Annotated in this window: 13 protein-coding genes; 9 read left to right on the top strand and 4 right to left on the bottom strand. The window is 73.2% G+C overall.

The window, feature by feature from the left end:
- From OG403_RS25890 to OG403_RS25850, 9 genes are all read left to right on the top strand, one after another.
- A complete protein-coding gene (locus OG403_RS25890; protein WP_329568348.1) occupies positions 1–1,197 on the top strand; it encodes a PP2C family serine/threonine-protein phosphatase in 1,197 nt (398 codons plus the stop codon).
- A gap of 54 nt (positions 1,198–1,251) precedes the next feature.
- The gene (locus tag OG403_RS25885; protein ID WP_329568346.1) at positions 1,252–2,613 is read left to right on the top strand and encodes a VWA domain-containing protein; all 1,362 of its coding nucleotides are present in this window, start codon (positions 1,252–1,254) and stop codon (positions 2,611–2,613) included.
- Between the two features lie 208 nt (positions 2,614–2,821).
- On the top strand, positions 2,822–3,844 hold the full coding sequence (locus OG403_RS25880; protein WP_329568344.1) for an FHA domain-containing protein: 1,023 nt from the start codon (positions 2,822–2,824) through the stop codon (positions 3,842–3,844).
- Between the two features lie 133 nt (positions 3,845–3,977).
- Positions 3,978–4,895 (top strand): ABC transporter ATP-binding protein, encoded by a 918-nt coding sequence (locus OG403_RS25875; protein WP_329568342.1) that lies wholly within the window; start codon positions 3,978–3,980, stop codon positions 4,893–4,895.
- Entirely contained in the window at positions 4,892–5,986 is a 1,095-nt protein-coding gene (locus OG403_RS25870; protein WP_329568340.1) for an ABC transporter permease, read from the top strand. Before OG403_RS25875 ends, OG403_RS25870 begins: the two co-directional genes overlap by 4 nt.
- A gap of 83 nt (positions 5,987–6,069) precedes the next feature.
- Positions 6,070–6,471 carry a globin gene (locus OG403_RS25865; protein ID WP_329568338.1) on the top strand — a complete coding sequence of 134 codons (402 nt, stop codon included), beginning with the start codon at positions 6,070–6,072 and terminating at the stop codon, positions 6,469–6,471.
- A 118-nt stretch (positions 6,472–6,589) separates the two neighbouring features.
- Positions 6,590–10,102 carry an FtsX-like permease family protein gene (locus OG403_RS25860; protein WP_329568336.1) on the top strand — a complete coding sequence of 1,171 codons (3,513 nt, stop codon included), beginning with the start codon at positions 6,590–6,592 and terminating at the stop codon, positions 10,100–10,102.
- The gene (locus tag OG403_RS25855) at positions 10,099–13,116 is read left to right on the top strand and encodes a hypothetical protein (protein ID WP_329568334.1); all 3,018 of its coding nucleotides are present in this window, start codon (positions 10,099–10,101) and stop codon (positions 13,114–13,116) included. Before OG403_RS25860 ends, OG403_RS25855 begins: the two co-directional genes overlap by 4 nt.
- The gene (locus OG403_RS25850; RefSeq protein ID WP_442910984.1) at positions 13,113–14,135 is read left to right on the top strand and encodes an ABC transporter ATP-binding protein; all 1,023 of its coding nucleotides are present in this window, start codon (positions 13,113–13,115) and stop codon (positions 14,133–14,135) included. Before OG403_RS25855 ends, OG403_RS25850 begins: the two co-directional genes overlap by 4 nt.
- A 167-nt stretch (positions 14,136–14,302) precedes the next feature.
- Here OG403_RS25850 and OG403_RS25845 read toward each other — a convergent pair whose 3' ends face one another.
- The 4 genes from OG403_RS25845 to OG403_RS25830 all read right to left on the bottom strand — a co-directional run bounded on the left by OG403_RS25845 (position 14,303) and on the right by OG403_RS25830 (position 18,934).
- The gene (locus OG403_RS25845) at positions 14,303–15,052 is read right to left on the bottom strand and encodes a hypothetical protein (protein ID WP_329568330.1); all 750 of its coding nucleotides are present in this window, start codon (positions 15,050–15,052) and stop codon (positions 14,303–14,305) included.
- Between the two features lie 91 nt (positions 15,053–15,143).
- A complete protein-coding gene (locus tag OG403_RS25840; protein ID WP_329568329.1) occupies positions 15,144–15,638 on the bottom strand; it encodes an acyl-CoA thioesterase in 495 nt (164 codons plus the stop codon).
- Positions 15,639–15,772: 134 nt separating this feature from the next.
- Positions 15,773–17,437, bottom strand: coding sequence for an energy-dependent translational throttle protein EttA (gene ettA / locus OG403_RS25835; protein ID WP_329568326.1), 1,665 nt, complete (start codon positions 17,435–17,437; stop codon positions 15,773–15,775).
- Between the two features lie 285 nt (positions 17,438–17,722).
- A complete protein-coding gene (locus OG403_RS25830) occupies positions 17,723–18,934 on the bottom strand; it encodes a thioester domain-containing protein (protein ID WP_329568324.1) in 1,212 nt (403 codons plus the stop codon).
- Positions 18,935–19,242: the final 308 nt, after the last annotated feature.

Here is a 19,242-nt window from a genome sequence, read left to right as displayed (position 1 = left end):
ATGGAGTTTCAGCGGGTCTGTCCGTTCTGCGCCGAACCGCTCGACCCGCAGGACATCTTCTGCGAGGCCTGCGGGCGCCACCTGGCGTCCGCGGCCGAGCGCGGCGAGGATCAGCAACCGGCCGAGGAGGAGGGCGACTTCGAGCTGCCGGCGCCCAACGGCTGCGTCCAGTGCGGCTCGCTCGCGCTCAGCCAGGACGGCTACTGCGAAGCCTGCGGGACGGCCCAGCCGCGCCCGCGCGACCACCAGGAGCGCGAGCTGTCCGGGGTCGCCGCGGTGAGCGACCGCGGCGTGCGCCACCACCGCAACGAGGACGCCTTCGCGGTGGCCGCCACCTCGCTGCCCGGCGGCGAGAGCGCGCAGGTCGCCGTGGTCTGCGACGGGGTCTCCTCCGCCACGCGGCCCGACGAGGCCTCCCAGACCGCCGCCGACACGGCCGGTGAGGCGCTGCTCACCGCGCTCGAGCACGGCGTGGAACCGGAGTCGGCGATGCGCCGGGCGATCCTGACCGCCGCCGAGGCGGTCGCCGAACTGGGCCGCAGCGGCGACCGGGAGGCCGGGCGCAACTCGCCCGCCTGCACCTTCGTCGGGGCGATCGCGGCGGCCGGGGTGGTCACCGTGGGCTGGGTCGGCGACAGCCGGGCCTACTGGATCCCGGACGACCGCGAGGGCGCCGAGCCCTACCGGCTGACCGAGGACGACTCCTGGGCGGCCGGCATGGTCGCGGCCGGCCTGATGAACGAGGCCGAGGCCTACGCCGACGCCCGGGCCCACGCGATCACCGGCTGGCTGGGCGCGGACGCCGAGGAGGTCGAGCCGCACACCGTGGCCTTCACCCCGCACGTGCCCGGGGTGCTGGTGGTCTGCACCGACGGGCTGTGGAACTACGCCGAGGCCGCCACCGACCTGGCCGACCTGGTGCGCGTCGACGCCCGGCAGGACCCGCTGCGGGCCGCCCGGGCGATGGTCTCCTTCGCCGTCGCGGCGGGCGGCCACGACAACATCACGGTGGCGGTGCTGCCCGTGCTACCCGACCCGGCCGGCGGCTACACCGAGACGCTGCTCGACCTGCCGGTGATCACCGCGCCGGCCACCGCACCCGCCGGAGCACCCGTCACCGCACCCGCCGGAGCACCCACGGTGCCGCCGGTGCCCCCGGTGCCCCCGCACCCGCCGCTGCCGCTGCCGCCCCGCTGACGACGCTTCCCGGCCATCCACATCCGCATTTCCACGCTTCAGGAGTCCACGGCCATGGCCAGTCTCGCCAAGTCGAACCTGCCCCGCTTCACCACCGACATCTTCCAGAACGAGTACCTCGCCGAGGGCGCCCGCGAGGTCAACGCGATCGTCACCGTCACCGCCACCGGCGGCGGCACCACCGGCGGGCGTCCGCTCGGCGTCAGCGACGCCGGCGGCGACTCGGGCCAGAGCGCCGCCGTGGTGCTGATGGTGGACTGCTCCGGCTCGATGGACTACCCGCCCACCAAGATGCGCAACGCCCGCGACGCCACTGCGGTGGCCATCGACACCGTGCGCGACGGGGTGGCCTTCGCGGTGGTGGCCGGCACCCACGAGGCCAAGGAGGTCTACCCGGGCGACGGCGGCCTGGCGATCGCCTCGCCGGCCACCCGGGAGGCGGCCAAGCAGTCGCTGCGCAAGCTCACGGCGGGCGGCGGCACCGCGATCGGCACCTGGCTGACGCTGGCCGACAAGCTCTTCCTGACCCGGCGTGACTTCGCGATCCGGCACGGCATCCTGCTCACCGACGGGCGCAACGAGCACGAGAAGCCCGAGGACCTGCAGCGCACCCTGGACCGGGTGAGCGGCCACTTCACCGCCGACTGCCGCGGGGTGGGGACCGACTGGGAGATCCCCGAGCTGCGCCGGATCTCCTCCGCGCTGCTCGGCACGGTGGACATCGTCGCCGAGCCCTCGGGCCTGGCCGACGACTTCCGCTCGATGATGGAGGCCGCGATGGGCAAGCAGGTCGCGGACGTGGCGCTGCGGGTCTGGACCCCGGCCAACGCGACGGTGAAGTTCGTCAAGCAGGTCGCCCCGAACCTGGAGGACCTCACCGAGCGCCGGGTCGAGGCCGGGCCGCGGGCCGGCGACTACCCGACCGGCTCCTGGGGCGACGAGAGCCGCGACTACCACGTCTGCGTGCAGGTCCCGACGGCCGCGGTCGGCAACGAGATGCTGGCCGCCCGGATCTCGCTGGTGCTGCCGCAGGCCGACGGCAGCACCGAGGTGCTCTCCCAGGGGCTGGTCAAGGCGGTCTGGACGGACGACCTGGCCTCCTCCACCAAGATCAGCCCGCAGGTCGCCCACTACACCGGCCAGGCCGAACTCGCCGACGCCATCCAGGAGGGCCTGGAGGCGCACCGGGCCGGCGACGTCGACCGGGCCACCGCCAAGCTCGGCGCGGCCGTCCGCCTCGCCCACCAGACCGGCAACGAGGGCACCTTCAAGCTGCTGCAGAAGGTGGTCGACGTGGTGGACGCCAAGGAGGGCACGGTCAAGTTCCGCAAGGACGTCAGCGAGGCCGACTCGATGACCCTGGAGACCCGCTCGACCAAGACGGTCCGGGTGGCCGGCAAGAAGCGCCCGGAGTGAGCGCGGCGGGCGTGCACCGGCGCGTACCGGGCATGAACGGCTTCGATCCGGCGTTCACCGCTTCACCACTCATCGGTATCGTGGTGCGCTGACATGACCTGGTGCCACCGCGAGCCGGACCTGCTGAGATGTGGGGGAATTGATGCCGATCTGCCCTAGGGGCCATGAGTCGCAAGCCGAGGACTGGTGCGACTTCTGTGGCTTCCCGATGAACCCGGCCTCCGGCTCGGTGCCGGTGGGGGCGGCCGGTGGGGCAGCCTTCTCGGCGGCGCCGCCGATGCCGCCGATGCCGCCCGCCCCGCCGCTGGGCGCGGCCGGGGGCTACCCGGGGGCGGGGGCCACCGAGGCCCTGGTCACCTGCCCGATCTGCCAGACCCCGCAGACCGGGCGGTACTGCGAGGAGTGCGGCTACGACTACGACCTGGCCGCCACCGCTCCCCCGCAGCACCCGGCACCGGGCGGCTACGGCTACCCGCCGGTGGGCGGGCCGGTGCCGCCCGCCCAGCCGCAGCACCAGCAGCAGGGTTACGGCTACCCGCCGGCCGAGCAGTCGACGCACCAGCCCTACCCGGCCGCCGGGAACGGCTACCCGGACAACGGCTACCCGGAGCGGGGCTACGCCGAGAACGGGTACCCGGACAACGGCTACCCGGAGAACGGCGGGTACCCGGCCACCGGCTACCCCGACCACGGCTACCAGCAACTGCCCGAGCAGCAGGCACCCCCGCAGCAGCAACAGCAGCACCAGCAGCCGCCGATGGAGTACCCGACCTCGTTCGCGCTGACGCCGCCCGCGCAGCAGCAGCCGATGGAGCAGACCCGCACCACCTGGGTGGCCGTGGTCGCCGCGGACCGCGAGTACTTCACCGACATGATGGCGCGCAGCGGGCCGGAGGCCTCCGGGCTCTTCTTCCCGCCGTACTGCCCCGAGCGCCGGATCCCGATCACCGGTCGCGGCCAGCTGCGGATCGGGCGGCGCAGCCAGCACAAGGGCACCGTCCCGGAGATCGACCTGTCGGTGCCGCCGGAGGACCCGGGGGCCTCGCACCAGCACGCGCTGCTCGCCGAACAGCCCGACGGCAGCTGGGTGCTGGTCGACCAGGACTCGACCAACGGCACCACCCTCAACGGCGGCGCGGACCCGATCACCCCGCACACCGCCATCCCGCTGGGCGAGGGCGACCGGATCCACATCGGCGCCTGGACCACCATCACGCTGATCCGGGCGTAGTCGCGCTCGGCCGGTCCGCCGCTGTCCCACGCTCCGGGTGGGACAGCGGCGGACCGGATCACTACCACCGGCGTGCCACAACCCCGGCCCGCCACTGGTAGCCGCCTTCCCGGTGACCGTAGTGTCTGGCCTCATGACAACTGCAATAGCCGCGGACGGGATCCGGAAGCGGTACGGGGATGTCCAGGCCGTCGACGGGGTGTCGCTCACCGTCGGGACTGGCGAATTTTTCGGTCTGCTCGGGCCCAACGGCGCCGGCAAGACCACCACCTTGGAGATCCTGGAAGGGATCCGCGAGGCCGACGAGGGCCATGTCGAGCTGCTGGGGCTGGCGCCCTGGCCGCGCAATCCGAAGCTGCTGCCGCGGATCGGGGTGCAGTTCCAGGCCTCCGCCTTCTTCGACAAGCTGACCGCGCGGGAGACCATCCGCACCTTCGCCTCCTTCTACGGCATCGGCCCCAAGCGGGCCGACACCTGGCTGGAGCGGGTCGGGCTGACCGAGTCCGCCGTCGTGCGCACCGACAAGATGTCCGGTGGTCAGGCCCAGCGGCTCTCGATCGCCTGCGCGCTGGTGCACGATCCGGAGCTGGTCTTCCTGGACGAGCCGACCACGGGCCTGGATCCGCAGGCCCGGCGCAACCTCTGGGACCTGCTGCGGGACATCAACGCCGAGGGCCGCACCGTGGTGCTCACCACGCACTACCTGGACGAGGCCGAGATCCTCTGCGACCGGGTCGCGGTGATGGACCACGGCAAGGTGCTGCGCACCGGCGCACCGGCCGCACTGGTCCGCGACCTGGACGACACGGTCCGGGTCAGCGTGGAGTCCGGGCTGCTCGACGCCGAGCGGGCCCGCGAACTGTTCGCGGCGGCGGGGGCCGAGATCACCGCGCTGGAGGACAACGGGGTGCTGCTCTCGCTCTCCACCCGGCTGCCGGCCCCCGTGCTCTCCGTGCTGGCCGAGCAGAACGCGCTGCGCGGCCTGGAGGTCCGCGGCGCCACCCTGGAGGACGTCTTCCTGCACCTGACCGGACGGGAGTACCGCGCATGAGCGTTCCGCAGAAGGAGCGGGCCAGCGCCTTCGTCGGCCTCTCCCGGGTGATGCTGGTGGCCTTCGTGCGGGACCGCACGGCGCTGTTCTTCACGCTGGCGATGCCGCTGATGTTCCTGGTGCTCTTCGGCTTCCTCTTCAAGGGGGCCACCTCGCCGCACATCAAGGTGGCGCAGGTCGGGCCGGTGGCCGTGCTGGACTCGGCCACCGGGGCGGCCCGCGCCGAGCTCGACCAGGTGATGACGATCACTCAGGTCCCGGACGAGCAGAGCGCGTTGGCCAAGGTCAGGAAGGGCGACTACGACGCGCTGATCGAACAGGGCACCGGCGGACAGGTGGTGGTCCGCTACAGCGCCGCCGACACGGTCAAGTCGGGCGCCCTGCAGGGCGATGTGAGCGGGCTGATCCAGCAGGCCAACCTGGCCGCCGCGCACGTGACCACGCCCGCCTACAGCATGGCGGCGAGCCAGGTCGAGGACCAGAGCCTCAAGCCGATCCAGTACCTCACCCCCGGCCTGCTGGGCTGGGCGGTGGCCACCGGCGCGATCTTCGGCGCCTCGCTGAGCCTGGTCAACTGGCGCAAGAAGCGGATCCTGCGGCGGCTGCGGCTGGCACCGGTCAGCATCGGCGCGATCGTCGGCTCGCGGATCCTGGTCACCTGCGTGGTGGCGCTGGTGCAGACCGCGATCTTCCTGGCGGTGGCCACCACGCCGGCCTTCGGCCTCAAGCTGACCGGCAACTGGCCGCTGGTGATCCCGCTGGTGCTCTGCGCCACCCTGGCCTTCATGTCGATCGGGCTGGTCACCGGCGCGATCGCGAAGACCGAGGAGGCGGCCAACGGCATCAACCAGGTGATCATCCTGCCGATGTCCTTCCTGTCCGGTGCCTTCTTCCCGCTGGACGGCACCCCGCACTGGCTGCAGCAGCTGTCCAAGGTCTTCCCGCTGCACTACCTGGTCACCTCCGCCCAGACGGTGCTCAGCCGCGGCGGCGGGCTGATGGACGTGCTGCCGCAGATGGGCGGCCTGCTGGCGTTCGCCGCGGTGCTCAGCCTGATCGCCTGGCGGCTCTTCGACTGGGAAGAGGCCTGACCGTCCTGGCCGCCACCGGGGCCGGGGACCTGGGACGAAAGTCCTGGTTCCCGGCCCCGGTGGCAGTCTGCGACCATGGTCAGGTGACTGAGATCGGGCGTGACGGGACAGGCGAGGAGAGCTTCTTCGAGGCGGTGGGCGGCGAGGCCGCCTTCCGTCGGCTGGTGCACCGCTTCTACCAGGGGGTGGCCACGGACGAGTTGCTGCGTCCGATGTACCCCGAGGAGGACCTGGCCGGTGCCGAGGAGCGCCTGGTGCTCTTCCTGATGCAGTACTGGGGCGGCCCGCGCACCTACAGCGAGCAGCGCGGCCACCCCCGGCTGCGGATGCGGCACGCCCCGTTCAAGGTCGACCGGGCCGCGCACGACGCGTGGCTGCGGCACATGCGGGTGGCGGTCGACGAACTGGCCCTGCCACCGGCCGCCGAGCGGCAGCTCTGGGACTACCTGAGCTACGCCGCCGCCTCGATGGTGAACGCGCACTGAGGTCCCATCCGTCTCACCGGTAGCAGGCGTTGTTGCCCTTATGGCCCTTCCCACAGGGTTCGTGGTCTGACAGCATCGCCCGTTATCCGGTCGTTTCGGGGGGAGGGCGGAATCGCCCATGGGCTTTGTCCTGCGCAGACTGCGCAGTCGCTGGGCGCTGGCCTCGGCCGCCGCGCTGACCGTACTGCTCACGGCCACGGTGCTCTGCGCACTGAGCGCCTTCGAGGCCGGGGCCGGGGACGCCGGGGTGCGCCGGGCTCTCAACGTCCAGAACCAGGCGCAGACCACCGTCCAGGTCAGCTCCGACTCGCTGGACGCGAGCAAGCGGGGGGCGGCCGACCAACAGGTCCAGGCGCTGGCCAAGGGCATCTTCGACCCCATGCCCAGCACCGTGCGCGAGCTGGCCCTCAGCCACGCCTACGGACTGCCCGCCACCAGCGCCACCGCCGGCGCCACCAACGCGAACAGCCAGCCGGCCGACCCCGACCTGACCCTGCTCGGCGCCCTCGACCCGGCCGAGGTCACCGTCAGCACCGGGCACCTGCCGCAGGCCACCGCCGCCGGCGCGCCGGTCCAGGTGGCCGTGCCGGACGCCGCGATCGGCCGGCTCGGCCTGCGCGGGGCGAGCCTGCCGACCACCCTGCGGCTGGTCGACCGGTTCGACGGCTCCCCGCTGGACATCCAGATCACCGGCAGCTACCACGCCGCCACCCCGAACTCCCCGTACTGGCAGCTCGACCCGCTGGCCGGACGCGGCCTGAAGGTCAACGGCTTCACCACCTACGGCCCGTTGCTGGTCCCCGCCTCGGTCTTCAGCAGCGGCCGGGTCGCCCAGGAGGGCGACAACTGGCTGATCTCCGCCGACTTCTCCAAGGCCCAGGCGAGCCGGCTGGACGCCCTCGGGGACCGGACGAGCAGCCGGCTGACCCTCTTCCAGAACCAGACCGGCCTCACTGCCACCAGTCAACTGCCGAACGTCCTGGACCAGTTGCACAACGACCTGCTGGCGGCCACCTCCACCCTGGTGATCGGCGCCCTGCAACTGGCCGTGCTGGCGATCGCCGCGCTGGTCCTGGTGACCCGGCTGCTGGTCGAGCGGCAGGCCACCGAGGACGGACTGCTCACCGCGCGCGGGGCCGCCTGGCACCAGGTCGCCCGGCTGACCGCGCTGCAGGCGGCCGTGCTCGCGCTGCCCGCCGCCGTGCTCGCCCCGCTGCTCACACCGCCCCTGCTGCGCCTGCTCGACACCTACGGCCCGCTCGCCCGCACCGGGGTCACGCTGGGCGGCGGGCTGTCGGCCGGCGGCTGGCTGATCTCGTTCGCGGTCGCCGCCGGCGCGGTCCTGGTGGTGCTGGTGCCCACCGCGCTGCGAGCGGCCGGCTCGACGCTGCAGCGGCGGGCCGGGCGGCGCCAGGCGCTCGCCTCGGGGCTGGCCCGCTCCGGCGCCGACCTCGCGCTGCTGGCGCTGGCCGTGCTGGGCTACCTGCAGCTCACGCACTACGGCTCGGCGGCCGGCGGCACGGTCTCGGCCACCGCCGGCGCCGCGACCGCCGGCGGCGGGGCGCTGAGCGCGGACGCCGGCGGGCGACTGGGCCTGGACCCGGTCCTGGTCGCCGCGCCCACCCTGGCGCTGTGCGCCGGCACGATGCTGGCGCTGCGCCTGCTGCCGCTGGTCGCCCGGCTCGGCGAGCGCTGGGCGAGCCGGCGCCGCGGGCTGCCGGGTGCGCTGGCCGGCTGGCAGTTCGCCCGCCGGCCGCGGCGCAACGCGGGCCCGGTGCTGCTGCTGGTCTTCGCGGTCTCGATGGGCCTGCTCGCGCTCGGCCAGGCCGCCTCGCTCAACGTCTCGCAGCGCGACCAGGCCGACTTCGCCACCGTCAACGGCCTCAAGGTGACCGGCCTCGCCGTGCCGGCGACGGGCCAGGGCGGGGTGCTGGCGGCCCTGCCCGGCGGCAACCGGTTCCTGCCCGTCACCCGGCAACCGCTGCCGCTGCGCAGCGGGCGGATCGGGCAGCTGCTGGCGCTCGACACCAAGGACGCGGCCGACTCGGTGCGGCTGCGTCCGGACCTGACCGGTGGGAAGACGCCGGTCCAGCTGTTCGACTCGCTGACCTCCGGCGGCACAACCGGCGGCGCGGCCACCGGACCCGCCACCGCCGCCACCGCCGGTGCGGCGTCCCCCGGGTGGACGGCCGGCGCGGCCACCGGACCGGCCGGCGGGATCACGCTGCCGGGCCAACCGATCCGGCTCGACCTCGACCTGTCAGTGCGGACCGACCAGCCCGCATCACCGCCCACCGCCTTCAACCTGCCCGAGGACCCCCGCGAGGCCGCCCCCACGCTGCGCGTGGAGCTGCGCGACCGGTTCGGGGTCGCGCTGGAGGCGATCGTCCCCAACCTGCCCGACCAGGGTTCGGCCACCATCTCGGCGGACCTCGGCTCGCTCTTCGCCGCCCCGGCCGGCCGGCCGGCCTACCCGCTCACGCTGACCGGGTTCCAGATCACCAACAGCTTCTCCGGCTATGACGTGCGGCAGGAGCTGACGATCCATCGGCTCAGCTCGGTGGACGCGTCCGGCGCACCCGGCGTGCCGGTGCCGCGTCCCGACGGACTGGACTGGCACCTCACGGACGACAGCAGCGGGACCGGCAACCAGCCGGTGCCCGTCATACCCGGCACCCAGACGCCCATCACGCCCGGCGCCCCGCAGAAAGCCTCCGCCCTGGCCCCGGCCAACGGCCAGGACCTGATCGGTCTGAGCTACCCGCAGAGCGTCACCGACACCCAGCAGGTGACCGTGGCCGGACCGGGCGGCTCGTTCCCCGCCACCGTCGACGCCGCCGCGACCAAGGACTACCTCGACGCCACCGGCGCCAAGGTCGGCCAGCACGTCCCGGTGGCGCTCGGCACGGTGAACGTGGACATCAAGATCACCGAGGTGGTCCCCGCACTGCCCACCGTCGGCAGCGACAGCGGTGGCCCGACCACCGCGCTGATGGTCGACCTGCCCACCCTGGACCGGGCGCTGGCCGGCGCCGGCGGCCTGCCGCTGGGCCCCAGCGAGTGGTGGCTGCCCAGCGCCGGGCCGGGCGACCCGGTGCCCGCCCAGGCCGCCGCCAAGCTGCGGGCCGGCACCGTGCCGGCCCAGATCGAGCTGAACAGCGAGCAGTTGGCCGGCATGCGGGCCGACCCGCTGAGCGCCGCGCCGCAGAGCGCGCTGCTGGCGCTGACCGTCGCGGCGGCCGTGCTGGCCGCGATCGGCTTCGCCGCGGCCGAGGTGGGCGCCGCCAGTGAGCGGGCCGGTGAGTTCGCCGTGCTGCGCGCGCTCGGCGCCCGGCACCAGCAACTGGCCAGGACCGCCGCCGCCGAGCAGGGCATCCTGATCGCGCTCGGCCTCGGGGTCGGCGCCCTGCTCGGCACCGTGCTGGTCCACCTGGTGGTGCCGCACACCGTGCTCACCCAGGCCGCGCAGCGCCCGATGCCACCGGTGCTGGTGGTGCTGCCGACCGGGCAGGCGGCGGTGCTGCTGGCGGCGGTCGCCGCGCTGCCCGTCCTGCTCACCGTCCACCGGGTACTGCGGCCGGCCCGGGGGGCCGAAACCATCGCCCGCCTGCGCCTCTCGGAGGAGATGTGAGCGCCGCTCGCCCGCTTGCCCCCTGGGTGCGGACCCGGCTGCGGACCAGCCGCACCGCCGCGCTGCTGCTGGCCGTCCTGGTGCTCGGCACCACGTTCCTGGCCGTGGCGCTGCCCCGCACCCTGGACCGGGACTCCGACCACGCGGTCGCCAAACTGCTCGACGACGCCTCGCCGACCGCCCGCAGCCTGACGGCCCAGGTCACCAACGACCAGGGCAGTGGCGGCATCGGCGGCATCGGCCGCGCCGGCGGCCTCACCGGCTACCGCCAGCAGGTCCTGGACACCGTGGCCAAGACGCTCCCCGCCGAGCTCAGCGGGCCGCTGGCCGCCGCCCCGGGGGAGGAGACCTACGGCGCCCAGACCACCGTCCCCAGCAACCTGACCGACCCCGGGCTGCCGCAGATCGACGGTCCGCCGCCGGCGCCGCCGTCGATGAACCTGATCACCCTGCACGACCAGGGCGCCCACCTGCGGCTGCTGTCCGGCCGCCTGCCGACCGCCGACGACATCGGTCCCACCGGCGGCCGCCGTTTCGAGATCGCCTTGGCCAAGCCGACCGCCGATCTGCTGCACGCCGGCCTGGGCACCGTCCTGAACACCGGCCCGAGCACCACCTTCGCGGGCCCCGTGCCGCCCACCCAGGGCCCCCGGAGCCAGGCCGTGGTGGTCGGTGTGTTCCAGCTGACCGACCCGAACGGGCCGTTCTGGTCCCCCGTCAGCTGCCTGGCCGCGCCCTGCGTGGCCAGCATGAGCGTCCCGGGCGGGCAGCCCGTCCGCTACTGGCAGGTGAACGCGCTGGTCGGTGGCGACGCACTGGCGCAGCTGCCGGACTGGGACGGCGGGGCCGCGCTGTTCTGGCAGGTCCCGGTCGACCCGCACCACCTGCACGGCTACCAGCTCGGCCAGGCGCAGCAGCTGATCAGCTCGATCCTGAACGGCCCGCTGGCCGCGCAGCTGGCGATCACCAGTGGCGTCCCCGACCTCCAGGCCCAGTCCAGCCTGCCCACGCTGCTGCAGCAGGCCCAACGGGAACGCGCGGCGGCCGCCCCGCTCTACGCGATCGGCCCGCTCGGCGCGGGCGCGGTAGCCCTGGTGGTGCTGCTACTGGCGGCCGGGCTCGCGGTGGACCGCCGGCAGGCCGAGCTGACCCTGCTCCGGGCCCGCGGTGGCTCGCTGCGGGCGATCGGCGGGCGGCTGCTCGCCGAGACCGCGGTGGCGGTGCTGCCGGCCGCGCTGCTCGGCACCGCATTGGCGCTGGTGCTGCTGCCCACGCCCCGGTGGACGAGCGCGGTGCTGCTCGGCGTCCTGACGGGGCTGGCGGGGCTGCTGCCGTTCCCGGTGCGGGCGGTGGCGATGCTGCGGGCCACCGGGCCCCGGGGCAAGGGGCGCCGGTCCGCACCGGTGCGGACCGGCCGGCGTTCCCGGTTCGCCCGGCCGCTGGGCGGGCCCGGCCGGCTGGTCGCGGAGCTGGCCGCGCTGGCGCTGGCCGCCGGCGCGGTGCTGGCCGTGCGCCGGCGCGGGGTCGCCCCGCCCGGTAGCTCGCTGGACCTGCTGCTGAGTGCGGCACCGGTGCTGCTGGCGGTCGCCGGGACGGTGCTGCTGGCCCGGCTCTTCCCGCTGCTGCTCGCCCCCGGGGCGCGCCTGGCGGCGCGCGGGCGCGGGGCGATCGGCTTCCTCGGCCTGGCCAGGGCCACCCGGGGCGGCGGCGCCGGCCAGGGCCTGGACGGGTCCGGCTCCCGGCGGCGCTCCCCCACCGTGCTGCCGCTGATGGCGCTGCTGCTCGCGGTCACCACGGCGGGCTTCGGGGTCACCGTGCTGACCTCCACCGCCTCGGCGCGGGAGGTGGCGGTCCGTCAGCTGGTCGGCGGGGACGCCCGGGTGGCGGCGGCCGAGGGGACCACCCTGCCGGCCGGCTTCCCGGCGGCCGCGGCCAAGCTGCCCGGGATGCGGGCCGGCACCTCGGTGGTGATCGACCCGCTCGGGGCGCTCGCCACCAGCGACGGTGTCGACATGGCCGGGACGATCCTGGTCATGGTCGATCCGCAGAGCTACGCCGCACTCTCGAAGCGGGTCGGGTACGGGCAGTTCGATCCCGCCCTGCTGGAGGGCACGGGCGGCTCGTCGAGCAACTCGTCGGACGGCTCGTCGGACGGCTCGTCGGACGGCTCCGACGACTTGGTCCCCGCGCTGGTCAGCGACAATGCGGCCGCCGCCGTCGGCAGCGGCGGTGCCGGGATCCAACTTCCGGCGGCCTACGGACAGTTGCGGATCGGGATGGCGGGCGTGTTCCACGCCACCCCCGCGATACCGGACCCCGCCGAGCGCCCGGTGGTGATCGTCTCCGGCGCCGCCGTGGTGCGCCAACTGCCCAGGGCCGCAACGCTGATCGCGGCACCCAACGAGTGGTTCGGCACCGGCGACGGGATCACCGGCGCCCAGCTGAGCGGGCTGCTGGCCGGCGAGCTGCCGGCGGGCGGGCCCGGCGGCGACAGCCAGGCGGGTCGACTCGGCCAGGTGAGCCAGCAGTTCGTCATCGCCACCGAGCGGGACTACGCAGGTGGGCTGGGCGACAGTCCGCTGGAGCTCGCGGCCGAGCGGCTGTTCTGGACCGCCGTGATCGCCGCCGCCGGGTTCAGCGCCCTCGCGCTGCTGCTCACCCTGCTCCGCGCGGCACCCGAACGGGCCGCGCTGCTGGCCCGGTTGCGCACCATGGGCCTGCGACCGCGCCAGGGCCTGGCACTGATCCTGATCGAAACGCTGCCGCAGACCCTGCTCGCCGCGCTCGCCGGGGCCGGGGTGACCTACCTGACCGTGCCGCTGCTCGGCACGGCGGTGAACCTGACGGCCGTGGTCGGCACCAGCGTGCCCGGCGGCCTGCTGGCGGCACCGCTGCCGGTGGCCTGGCAGGCACTGATCCTGGCGGCGCTGTCCTGCGCGGTGGTGGTCGCGGAGACACTGTTCGCCGGGCGGCGGCAGATCAATACCGAGTTGAGAGCGGGTGACCAGCGATGAGCGGTGGGCGGGACGGTAGGCCGGAGGGCGTGCCGGGTGGCTTGCCGGGCGTTGGCCCGGAAGGCGAAGTGAGCCTCGAGGAGCTGCGGCAGCGGGTGCGGACCGCCAAGGCCGCTCCCGTCTACGGGCACGACTCGGTGATCAGCTGCGACCGGCTGGTGCGGATCTTCACCGCGGACCGGGTCGAGGTGCAGGCGCTGCAGGGCCTTGACCTGCTGGTGGAGAAGGGCGACCTGGTCGCGCTGGTCGGTGCCTCCGGCAGCGGCAAGTCCACCCTGCTCAACATCCTGGCCGGACTCGACGTCCCGTCGGCCGGCTCGGCCGCGGTGGCCGGGTGCGACCTGCTGAGCATGACCGCGAAGGAGCGGCTGCGCTACCGCCGCGAGGTGGTCGGCTTCGTCTGGCAGCAGACCGCGCGCAATCTGATGCCGTTCCTGACGGCGGCCCAGAACGTGGCACTGCCGATGCAGTTGAACGGCGAGCGCTGGGCGGCCGGCCGGGCCAAGCGACGGGCTGCCCGAGCCCATGAGCTGCTGGACGCGCTCGGCATCGCGCGGTTGGCCGACCGGCGGCTCGCCCAGCTCTCCGGCGGCGAACAGCAGCGGGTGGCGATCGCCGTCGCGATGGCCAACAACCCCTCGGTGGTGCTGGCCGACGAGCCGACCGGTGAGCTGGACTCGGAGACCGCTGCCGGGATCTTCGAGGCCTTCCGCACCGTCAACCGCGAACTGGGCGCCACCGTGGTGATCGTGACGCACGACCCGATGGTGGCCGGCGAGGTCCGCCGCACGGTGGCGATCCGGGACGGGCGGACCAGCTCCGAGGTGCTGCGGCACACGCTCACCGACGAGCAGGGCCAGGAGACGGTCAGCGAGCGGGAGTACGTGATGCTGGACCGCACCGGCCGGGTGCAGTTGCCGCGCGAGTTCCTGGCGGCGCTGGGGATGGAGCACCGGGTCGCGGTCGAGCTGGCCGCCGACCACATCGCGGTGCGGCCGGACGAGCGGGAGGCCGGCTGAGGAGCGGATCTCCCGGCCCGGCCATCGTCATAGGTCGTATGGCGGGCGTCGGTCGTCACAGCGATCGGTCGTCACAGCGATCGGACGTCGCAGCGCTCGGCCGCCCCAGCGATCGGACGTCGCAGCGCTCGGCCGCCCCAGCGATCGGCCGCCCCAGCGATCGGGCGTCAGCCGAGCGGGGTGAGCCCGAGACCGGCGCCCGGAGCGGCGGCGGCGCGCAGCGCGACGGTGCCGTGCGGCGCGGTCAGCCGCAGCCAGCCGCCCGCGCGGTGCGCCGTCAGCGGGGCGCCCGGGTGCAGGAAGCCGATCCGGTAGGCGGCGTGGGCCGCGCGCAGCGGCAGCGCCGGGAGAGCGGTGAGCGGGCGGGCCCAGATCTCGTCGGCGATGCCGTCCAGCACCGCACGGGTGCGGTGGTGCTCCGGGACCTGGGCCGTGCGCTCCTTGAACTCGCCCACGGCGGCCAGCAGTTGCGGGAGCACCTGGTCGGCGCCGACCGCGCCGAGCAGCCGCCAGCCGGCCCGCGGCGGCAGCAGACCCGCCCAGGCCGGACCGGTCACCGGCGGCGGTACGGCGAGCGCGCCGTCCTCCTGGTCCACGCCGTCCAGCAGCTGGCCCGCCGAGACGGTGAGGTCGACGGCCGGACCGGTGGACGCGTCAGCGGCCGCCGCCTGGTCCCCGGACTCCACGGACCCCGCCAGTCGCGCGGTGCGCAGCGCCAGGACACCCGCGCTGCCGAGCGGCAACCGCCCGTAGACGGCCAGCACGCCGGCGCCACCGGCGCCCGCGCCCGCCTCGCCGTGGGCCACCTGGAGCCGGACCGCCGCCGCGCGGTCGAACCGCAGCAGGCGGACCAGGAACGCGCCGAGGTCGGCCGCCTCGCGGGGGTCGGCCAGCACCAGCCTGGCGGTACTGATCACGGTGCGCTCACACTTCGCTCGGTCTTCGGTCTTCGGTCTTCGGTCGTCAGTTGTCAGTTGTCGGTCTTCGGTCGTGGTCAGCCCGAGGTGGTCAGGCCGCCGCGGGCACCTTCTCGGCGCGCTTCGCCGCGCCGGTTTCGCCCTTGCCCGTCCCGTCCGCGTCCGGCTCGTCCATGAACCGGCCGAGGAACTCGCGCTCCACCGGGCTGATCCGGCGCGGGCGGGCGTTCTTCAGGTCGTACGGGACGACGACGGTGGACGCCCGGACGTACACCGTCTCGGTGCCGTCCTCGGCGATGTCCTTCACCTCGTAGCGGACGGTGAGCGAAGCCCCGCCGATCCTGGTCACCCAGGTCTCGATGGTCACCGGCGCCGGGCGGTGCACCAGCGGCAGCTTGTAGTCGATCTCGTGCCGCGCCACCACCGAGCCGCCCGCGAACTCGCCCGCGCCGGCCTCGGCGGCCTGGGTGAACATGAAGTCGATCCGGGCCTCCTCCAGGTAGCGCAGGAAGACCACGTTGTTCACATGGCCGAAGGCGTCCATGTCGGACCACCGCAGGGGGCAGGCGTAGATGTGGCGCGCCACGGACGTCTCTCCTTCTTCCACTCAGTCGATCGGCCCGGCCGGATGCCGCGAGGGCACCCGACCGGGCCGCTGGGCCACCGGGCCCGGTCAGCCGTGGGCCGCGTGTTGACGGACCAGCGGGCGCTGACTGATCGTCAGCCGCGCGTCAGCTTCTTGTAGGTCGCGCGGTGCGGGCGGGCCGCATCGGCACCCAGGCGTTCGATCTTGTTCTTCTCGTAGGACTCGAAGTTGCCCTCGAACCAGAACCACTTGCTGTCACCCTCGTAGGCGAGGATGTGGGTGGCCACTCGGTCCAGGAACCAGCGGTCGTGGGAGATGACCACAGCGGCGCCCGGGAACTCCAGCAGCGCGTTCTCCAGCGAGGAGAGGGTCTCGACGTCGAGGTCGTTGGTGGGCTCGTCGAGGAGCAGCAGGTTGCCGCCCTGCTTGAGGGTGAGCGCCAGGTTCAGGCGGTTGCGCTCACCACCGGAGAGCACCCCGGCCGGCTTCTGCTGGTCCGGACCCTTGAAGCCGAACGCCGAGACATAGGCGCGGGACGGCATCTCGACCTGGCCGACGTTGATCCAGTCGAGGCCGTCGGAGACGACCTCCCACAGGGTCTTCTTCGGGTCGATGTTGGCGCGGCTCTGGTCGACGTAGCTGATCTTGACGGTCTCGCCGACCTTGACGCTGCCGGAGTCCGGGTTCTCCAGGCCCTGCAGCATCTTGAAGAGCGTGGTCTTGCCGGCACCGTTGGGGCCGATCACGCCGACGATGCCGTTGCGCGGCAGGGTGAAGCTGAGGTCGTCGATCAGCACCTTCTCGCCGAAGGCCTTGTTGAGCTTGTCCACCTCGACGACGATGCTGCCCAGACGCGGGCCCGGCGGGATCTGGATCTCCTCGAAGTCCAGCTTCCGCATCTTGTCGGCCTCGGCCGCCATCTCCTCGTACCGGGCGAGGCGGGCCTTGGACTTGGCCTGCCGACCCTTGGCGTTGGAGCGGACCCACTCCAGCTCTTCCTTGAGCCGCTTGGCGCGCTTGGCGTCCTTCTGGCCCTCGACCTTGAGACGCGACTGCTTGGTCTCCAGGTAGGTGGAGTAGTTGCCCTCGTAGGGGTAGGCGCGACCGCGGTCGAGCTCGAGGATCCACTGGGCGACGTGGTCCAGGAAGTACCGGTCGTGGGTGACCGCGACGACGGTGCCGGCGTACTTGGCCAGGTGCTGCTCCAGCCAGTTCACCGACTCGGCGTCCAGGTGGTTGGTGGGCTCGTCGAGCAGCAGCAGGTCGGGCGCCTCGAGCAGCAGCTTGCAGAGCGCCACGCGGCGGCGCTCACCACCGGAGAGGCTGGTGACCGGCCAGTCGCCGGGCGGGCAGCCCAGCGCGTCCATGGCCTGCTCCAGCTGGGCTTCGAGGTCCCACGCGTTGGAGTGGTCCAGCTCCTCCTGGAGCTTGCCCATCTCGTCCAGCAGCGCGTCCGAGTAGTCGGTCGCCATCAGCTCGGCGATCTCGTTGAACCGGTCGAGCTTGCCCTTGACCTCCTTGACGCCGTCCTGCACGTTCTCCAGGACCGTCTTGGACTCGTCGAGCGGCGGCTCCTGCAGCAGCATGCCGACGCTGAACCCGGGCGACAGGAACGCGTCGCCGTTGGAGGGCTGCTCCAGGCCGGCCATCATCTTCAGCACGGTGGACTTACCGGCGCCGTTGGGTCCGACAACGCCGATCTTCGCTCCGGGGAGGAAGCTGAGCGTCACGTCGTCAAGGATGACCTTGTCGCCGTGCGCCTTGCGCACCTTGCGCATGGTGTAGATGTATTCCGCCACGTGAGATCGCTCCGGCGTCGTCGAGGAGTGCTTCAGGCTGTCAGCGTTCCATTGTGCCGCACCCCGGGTCTCATCCCGAACCTGCGGGGGCAGGCGCGGGGCGGGACAGCGCGACGGCGAACGCCGGTGGACGAACGCCAGTGGCCTGGCCCCGGGGTCGGGACCAGGCCACTTCGGTTCTCGGTATCGGCCTCAATGACTCGGGGCCGACCTCCGGCTACTGCTCGGTATCGCTGCTGTCCCGGCTGCCGCGGTGGATCCCCGCAGCAGCCTCAGGCTCGCAGGTCAGGCAGCGGTACGGCTGTGGCGACCACGGCGGCGCATCATGAACACCGCGCCACCACCGGCCAGCACCAGGGCACCGGCGACGCTCGCGATCAGCGGGGTCGAGCCGCCGCCACCGGTGAACGCCAGGCTCTTGCCACCCGTGCTCGGGCTGGCCGAGGGGGTCGGGACCACCGCGCCGGTGGAACGGCTCGGCGAGGCGCTCGGGGTGGCCGAGCCGACCGGGGTGGTGGGAGTGCCCGACGCGCTCGGGGACGAGGACGACGGCGAGGGCGCGGGCGAGGTGATCGGGCTCCAGCTGGCCTTGGCGACGGCGCTGACCGTGTCGGTCTGGCTGCCGGCCAGGATCAGGGACTGGCTGTGGTGGGTCGGGGTGTAGTTGAGGCTGCGGAACGCCCGACCGACCTGCACCTCGGCCGAGGTGCTGGCGGTGACGGTCGCCGAGGTGACGCTCGCGCCGGCCGGGGCCTTCACGTAGAGCTTCTCGCCGTTCTTCGCGGTCAGGTCGCCGCTCTTGTCCGACAGGACGTTGCCGCTGGCGTCCGTGATGACCACGCCGGCCGCGCTGGAGGCGGAGTCGAGCTTGGCGTCGACGGAGCTACCCGTGCTGGCGACCGTGATCGGCCCGAGCAGCGCGCCGGGCGCACCGCTGACAGTTGCCGGGGTCAGGGTGAGCGACGGGGTCGGCTGCTGCACATCGGTCGCGTGGCCGATGAGGTACGTCGCCAGCGCCGCGGCCGTGGAGTCGAGCGGGACCGCCTTGATGTGGTCCGAGTACGTCCAGATGGCAGCCTGGGTACCGGCCGCGGCCTGGTCCGCCGTGAGCGTCGCGCCGCCGGCGATGTCCTTGCTCAGCGCCGTGAGGTCGCTCACCTGCGGGTAGGAGTTCTGCAGGATCCAGTTGACCTTGCCGGCGTCGGGGTTGCTCCCGAGCGAGATGCCGGACCAGTCGCTCTCCTGGTACTGCGCGTTCTCCTGCGTCTCGTTGTGGATGTCGATGCAGTAGGTGTCGAACTCGGTGCCGTCGGCCGCCTTGAGGACGATCAGGCCACCACCGGCGATCCAGTCACCGTTGTCGATCTTGATCTTGCCGCCGGCCTTCAGGCCGTCCTGGAGCGTGGCAGTCGCCCCCGAGCCGCCGTTGCCGCTGTCCGCGGCGGCCGCACCCGCCAACGCGAACCCGCCGCCGACCACCATGCTCGACGCGAGCATGACAGAGGCTATGCGGGAGATACCCCGCCGTTGCATGTGGAACATGAATGACCCCTCCGGGCAGGGCCGCGCCCATGACGGCCCGCCGCGCATTGCCGCGCTTGTGGCGCTGCCGCACTTGTCTGAACCAGACGCATCATATTGACAACCGCAGGCGTGCAAACCGCCACGTTCAAAGAAGTGGGATCTGTATCGGAATTGTTATCAAGCCGGTTGCCTCCGCGTCGCCCTGACACGGCGCCAGATATTCGTCACTTTATCGACTCGCCGACCTACCGTCAGCCTCCCATTGCACGCTTGGCGACGAG

The sequence above is a fragment of the Kitasatospora sp. NBC_01266 genome (genome assembly GCF_036242395.1).
In the GTDB taxonomy this organism is placed as follows: domain Bacteria; phylum Actinomycetota; class Actinomycetes; order Streptomycetales; family Streptomycetaceae; genus Kitasatospora.
This window is presented reverse-complemented; position numbering and strand designations above follow the sequence as displayed.

Coding starts and splice junctions, on each gene's coding strand:
- OG403_RS25890 (WP_329568348.1), top strand. CDS start 1: ATGGAGTTTCAGCGGGTCTGTCCGTTCTGCGCCGAACCGCTCGACCCG.
- OG403_RS25885 (WP_329568346.1), top strand. CDS start 1,252: ATGGCCAGTCTCGCCAAGTCGAACCTGCCCCGCTTCACCACCGACATC.
- OG403_RS25880 (WP_329568344.1), top strand. CDS start 2,822: ATGAACCCGGCCTCCGGCTCGGTGCCGGTGGGGGCGGCCGGTGGGGCA.
- OG403_RS25875 (WP_329568342.1), top strand. CDS start 3,978: ATGACAACTGCAATAGCCGCGGACGGGATCCGGAAGCGGTACGGGGAT.
- OG403_RS25870 (WP_329568340.1), top strand. CDS start 4,892: ATGAGCGTTCCGCAGAAGGAGCGGGCCAGCGCCTTCGTCGGCCTCTCC.
- OG403_RS25860 (WP_329568336.1), top strand. CDS start 6,590: ATGGGCTTTGTCCTGCGCAGACTGCGCAGTCGCTGGGCGCTGGCCTCG.
- OG403_RS25850 (WP_442910984.1), top strand. CDS start 13,113: ATGAGCGGTGGGCGGGACGGTAGGCCGGAGGGCGTGCCGGGTGGCTTG.
- OG403_RS25830 (WP_329568324.1), bottom strand. CDS start 18,934: ATGCTCGCGTCGAGCATGGTGGTCGGCGGCGGGTTCGCGTTGGCGGGT.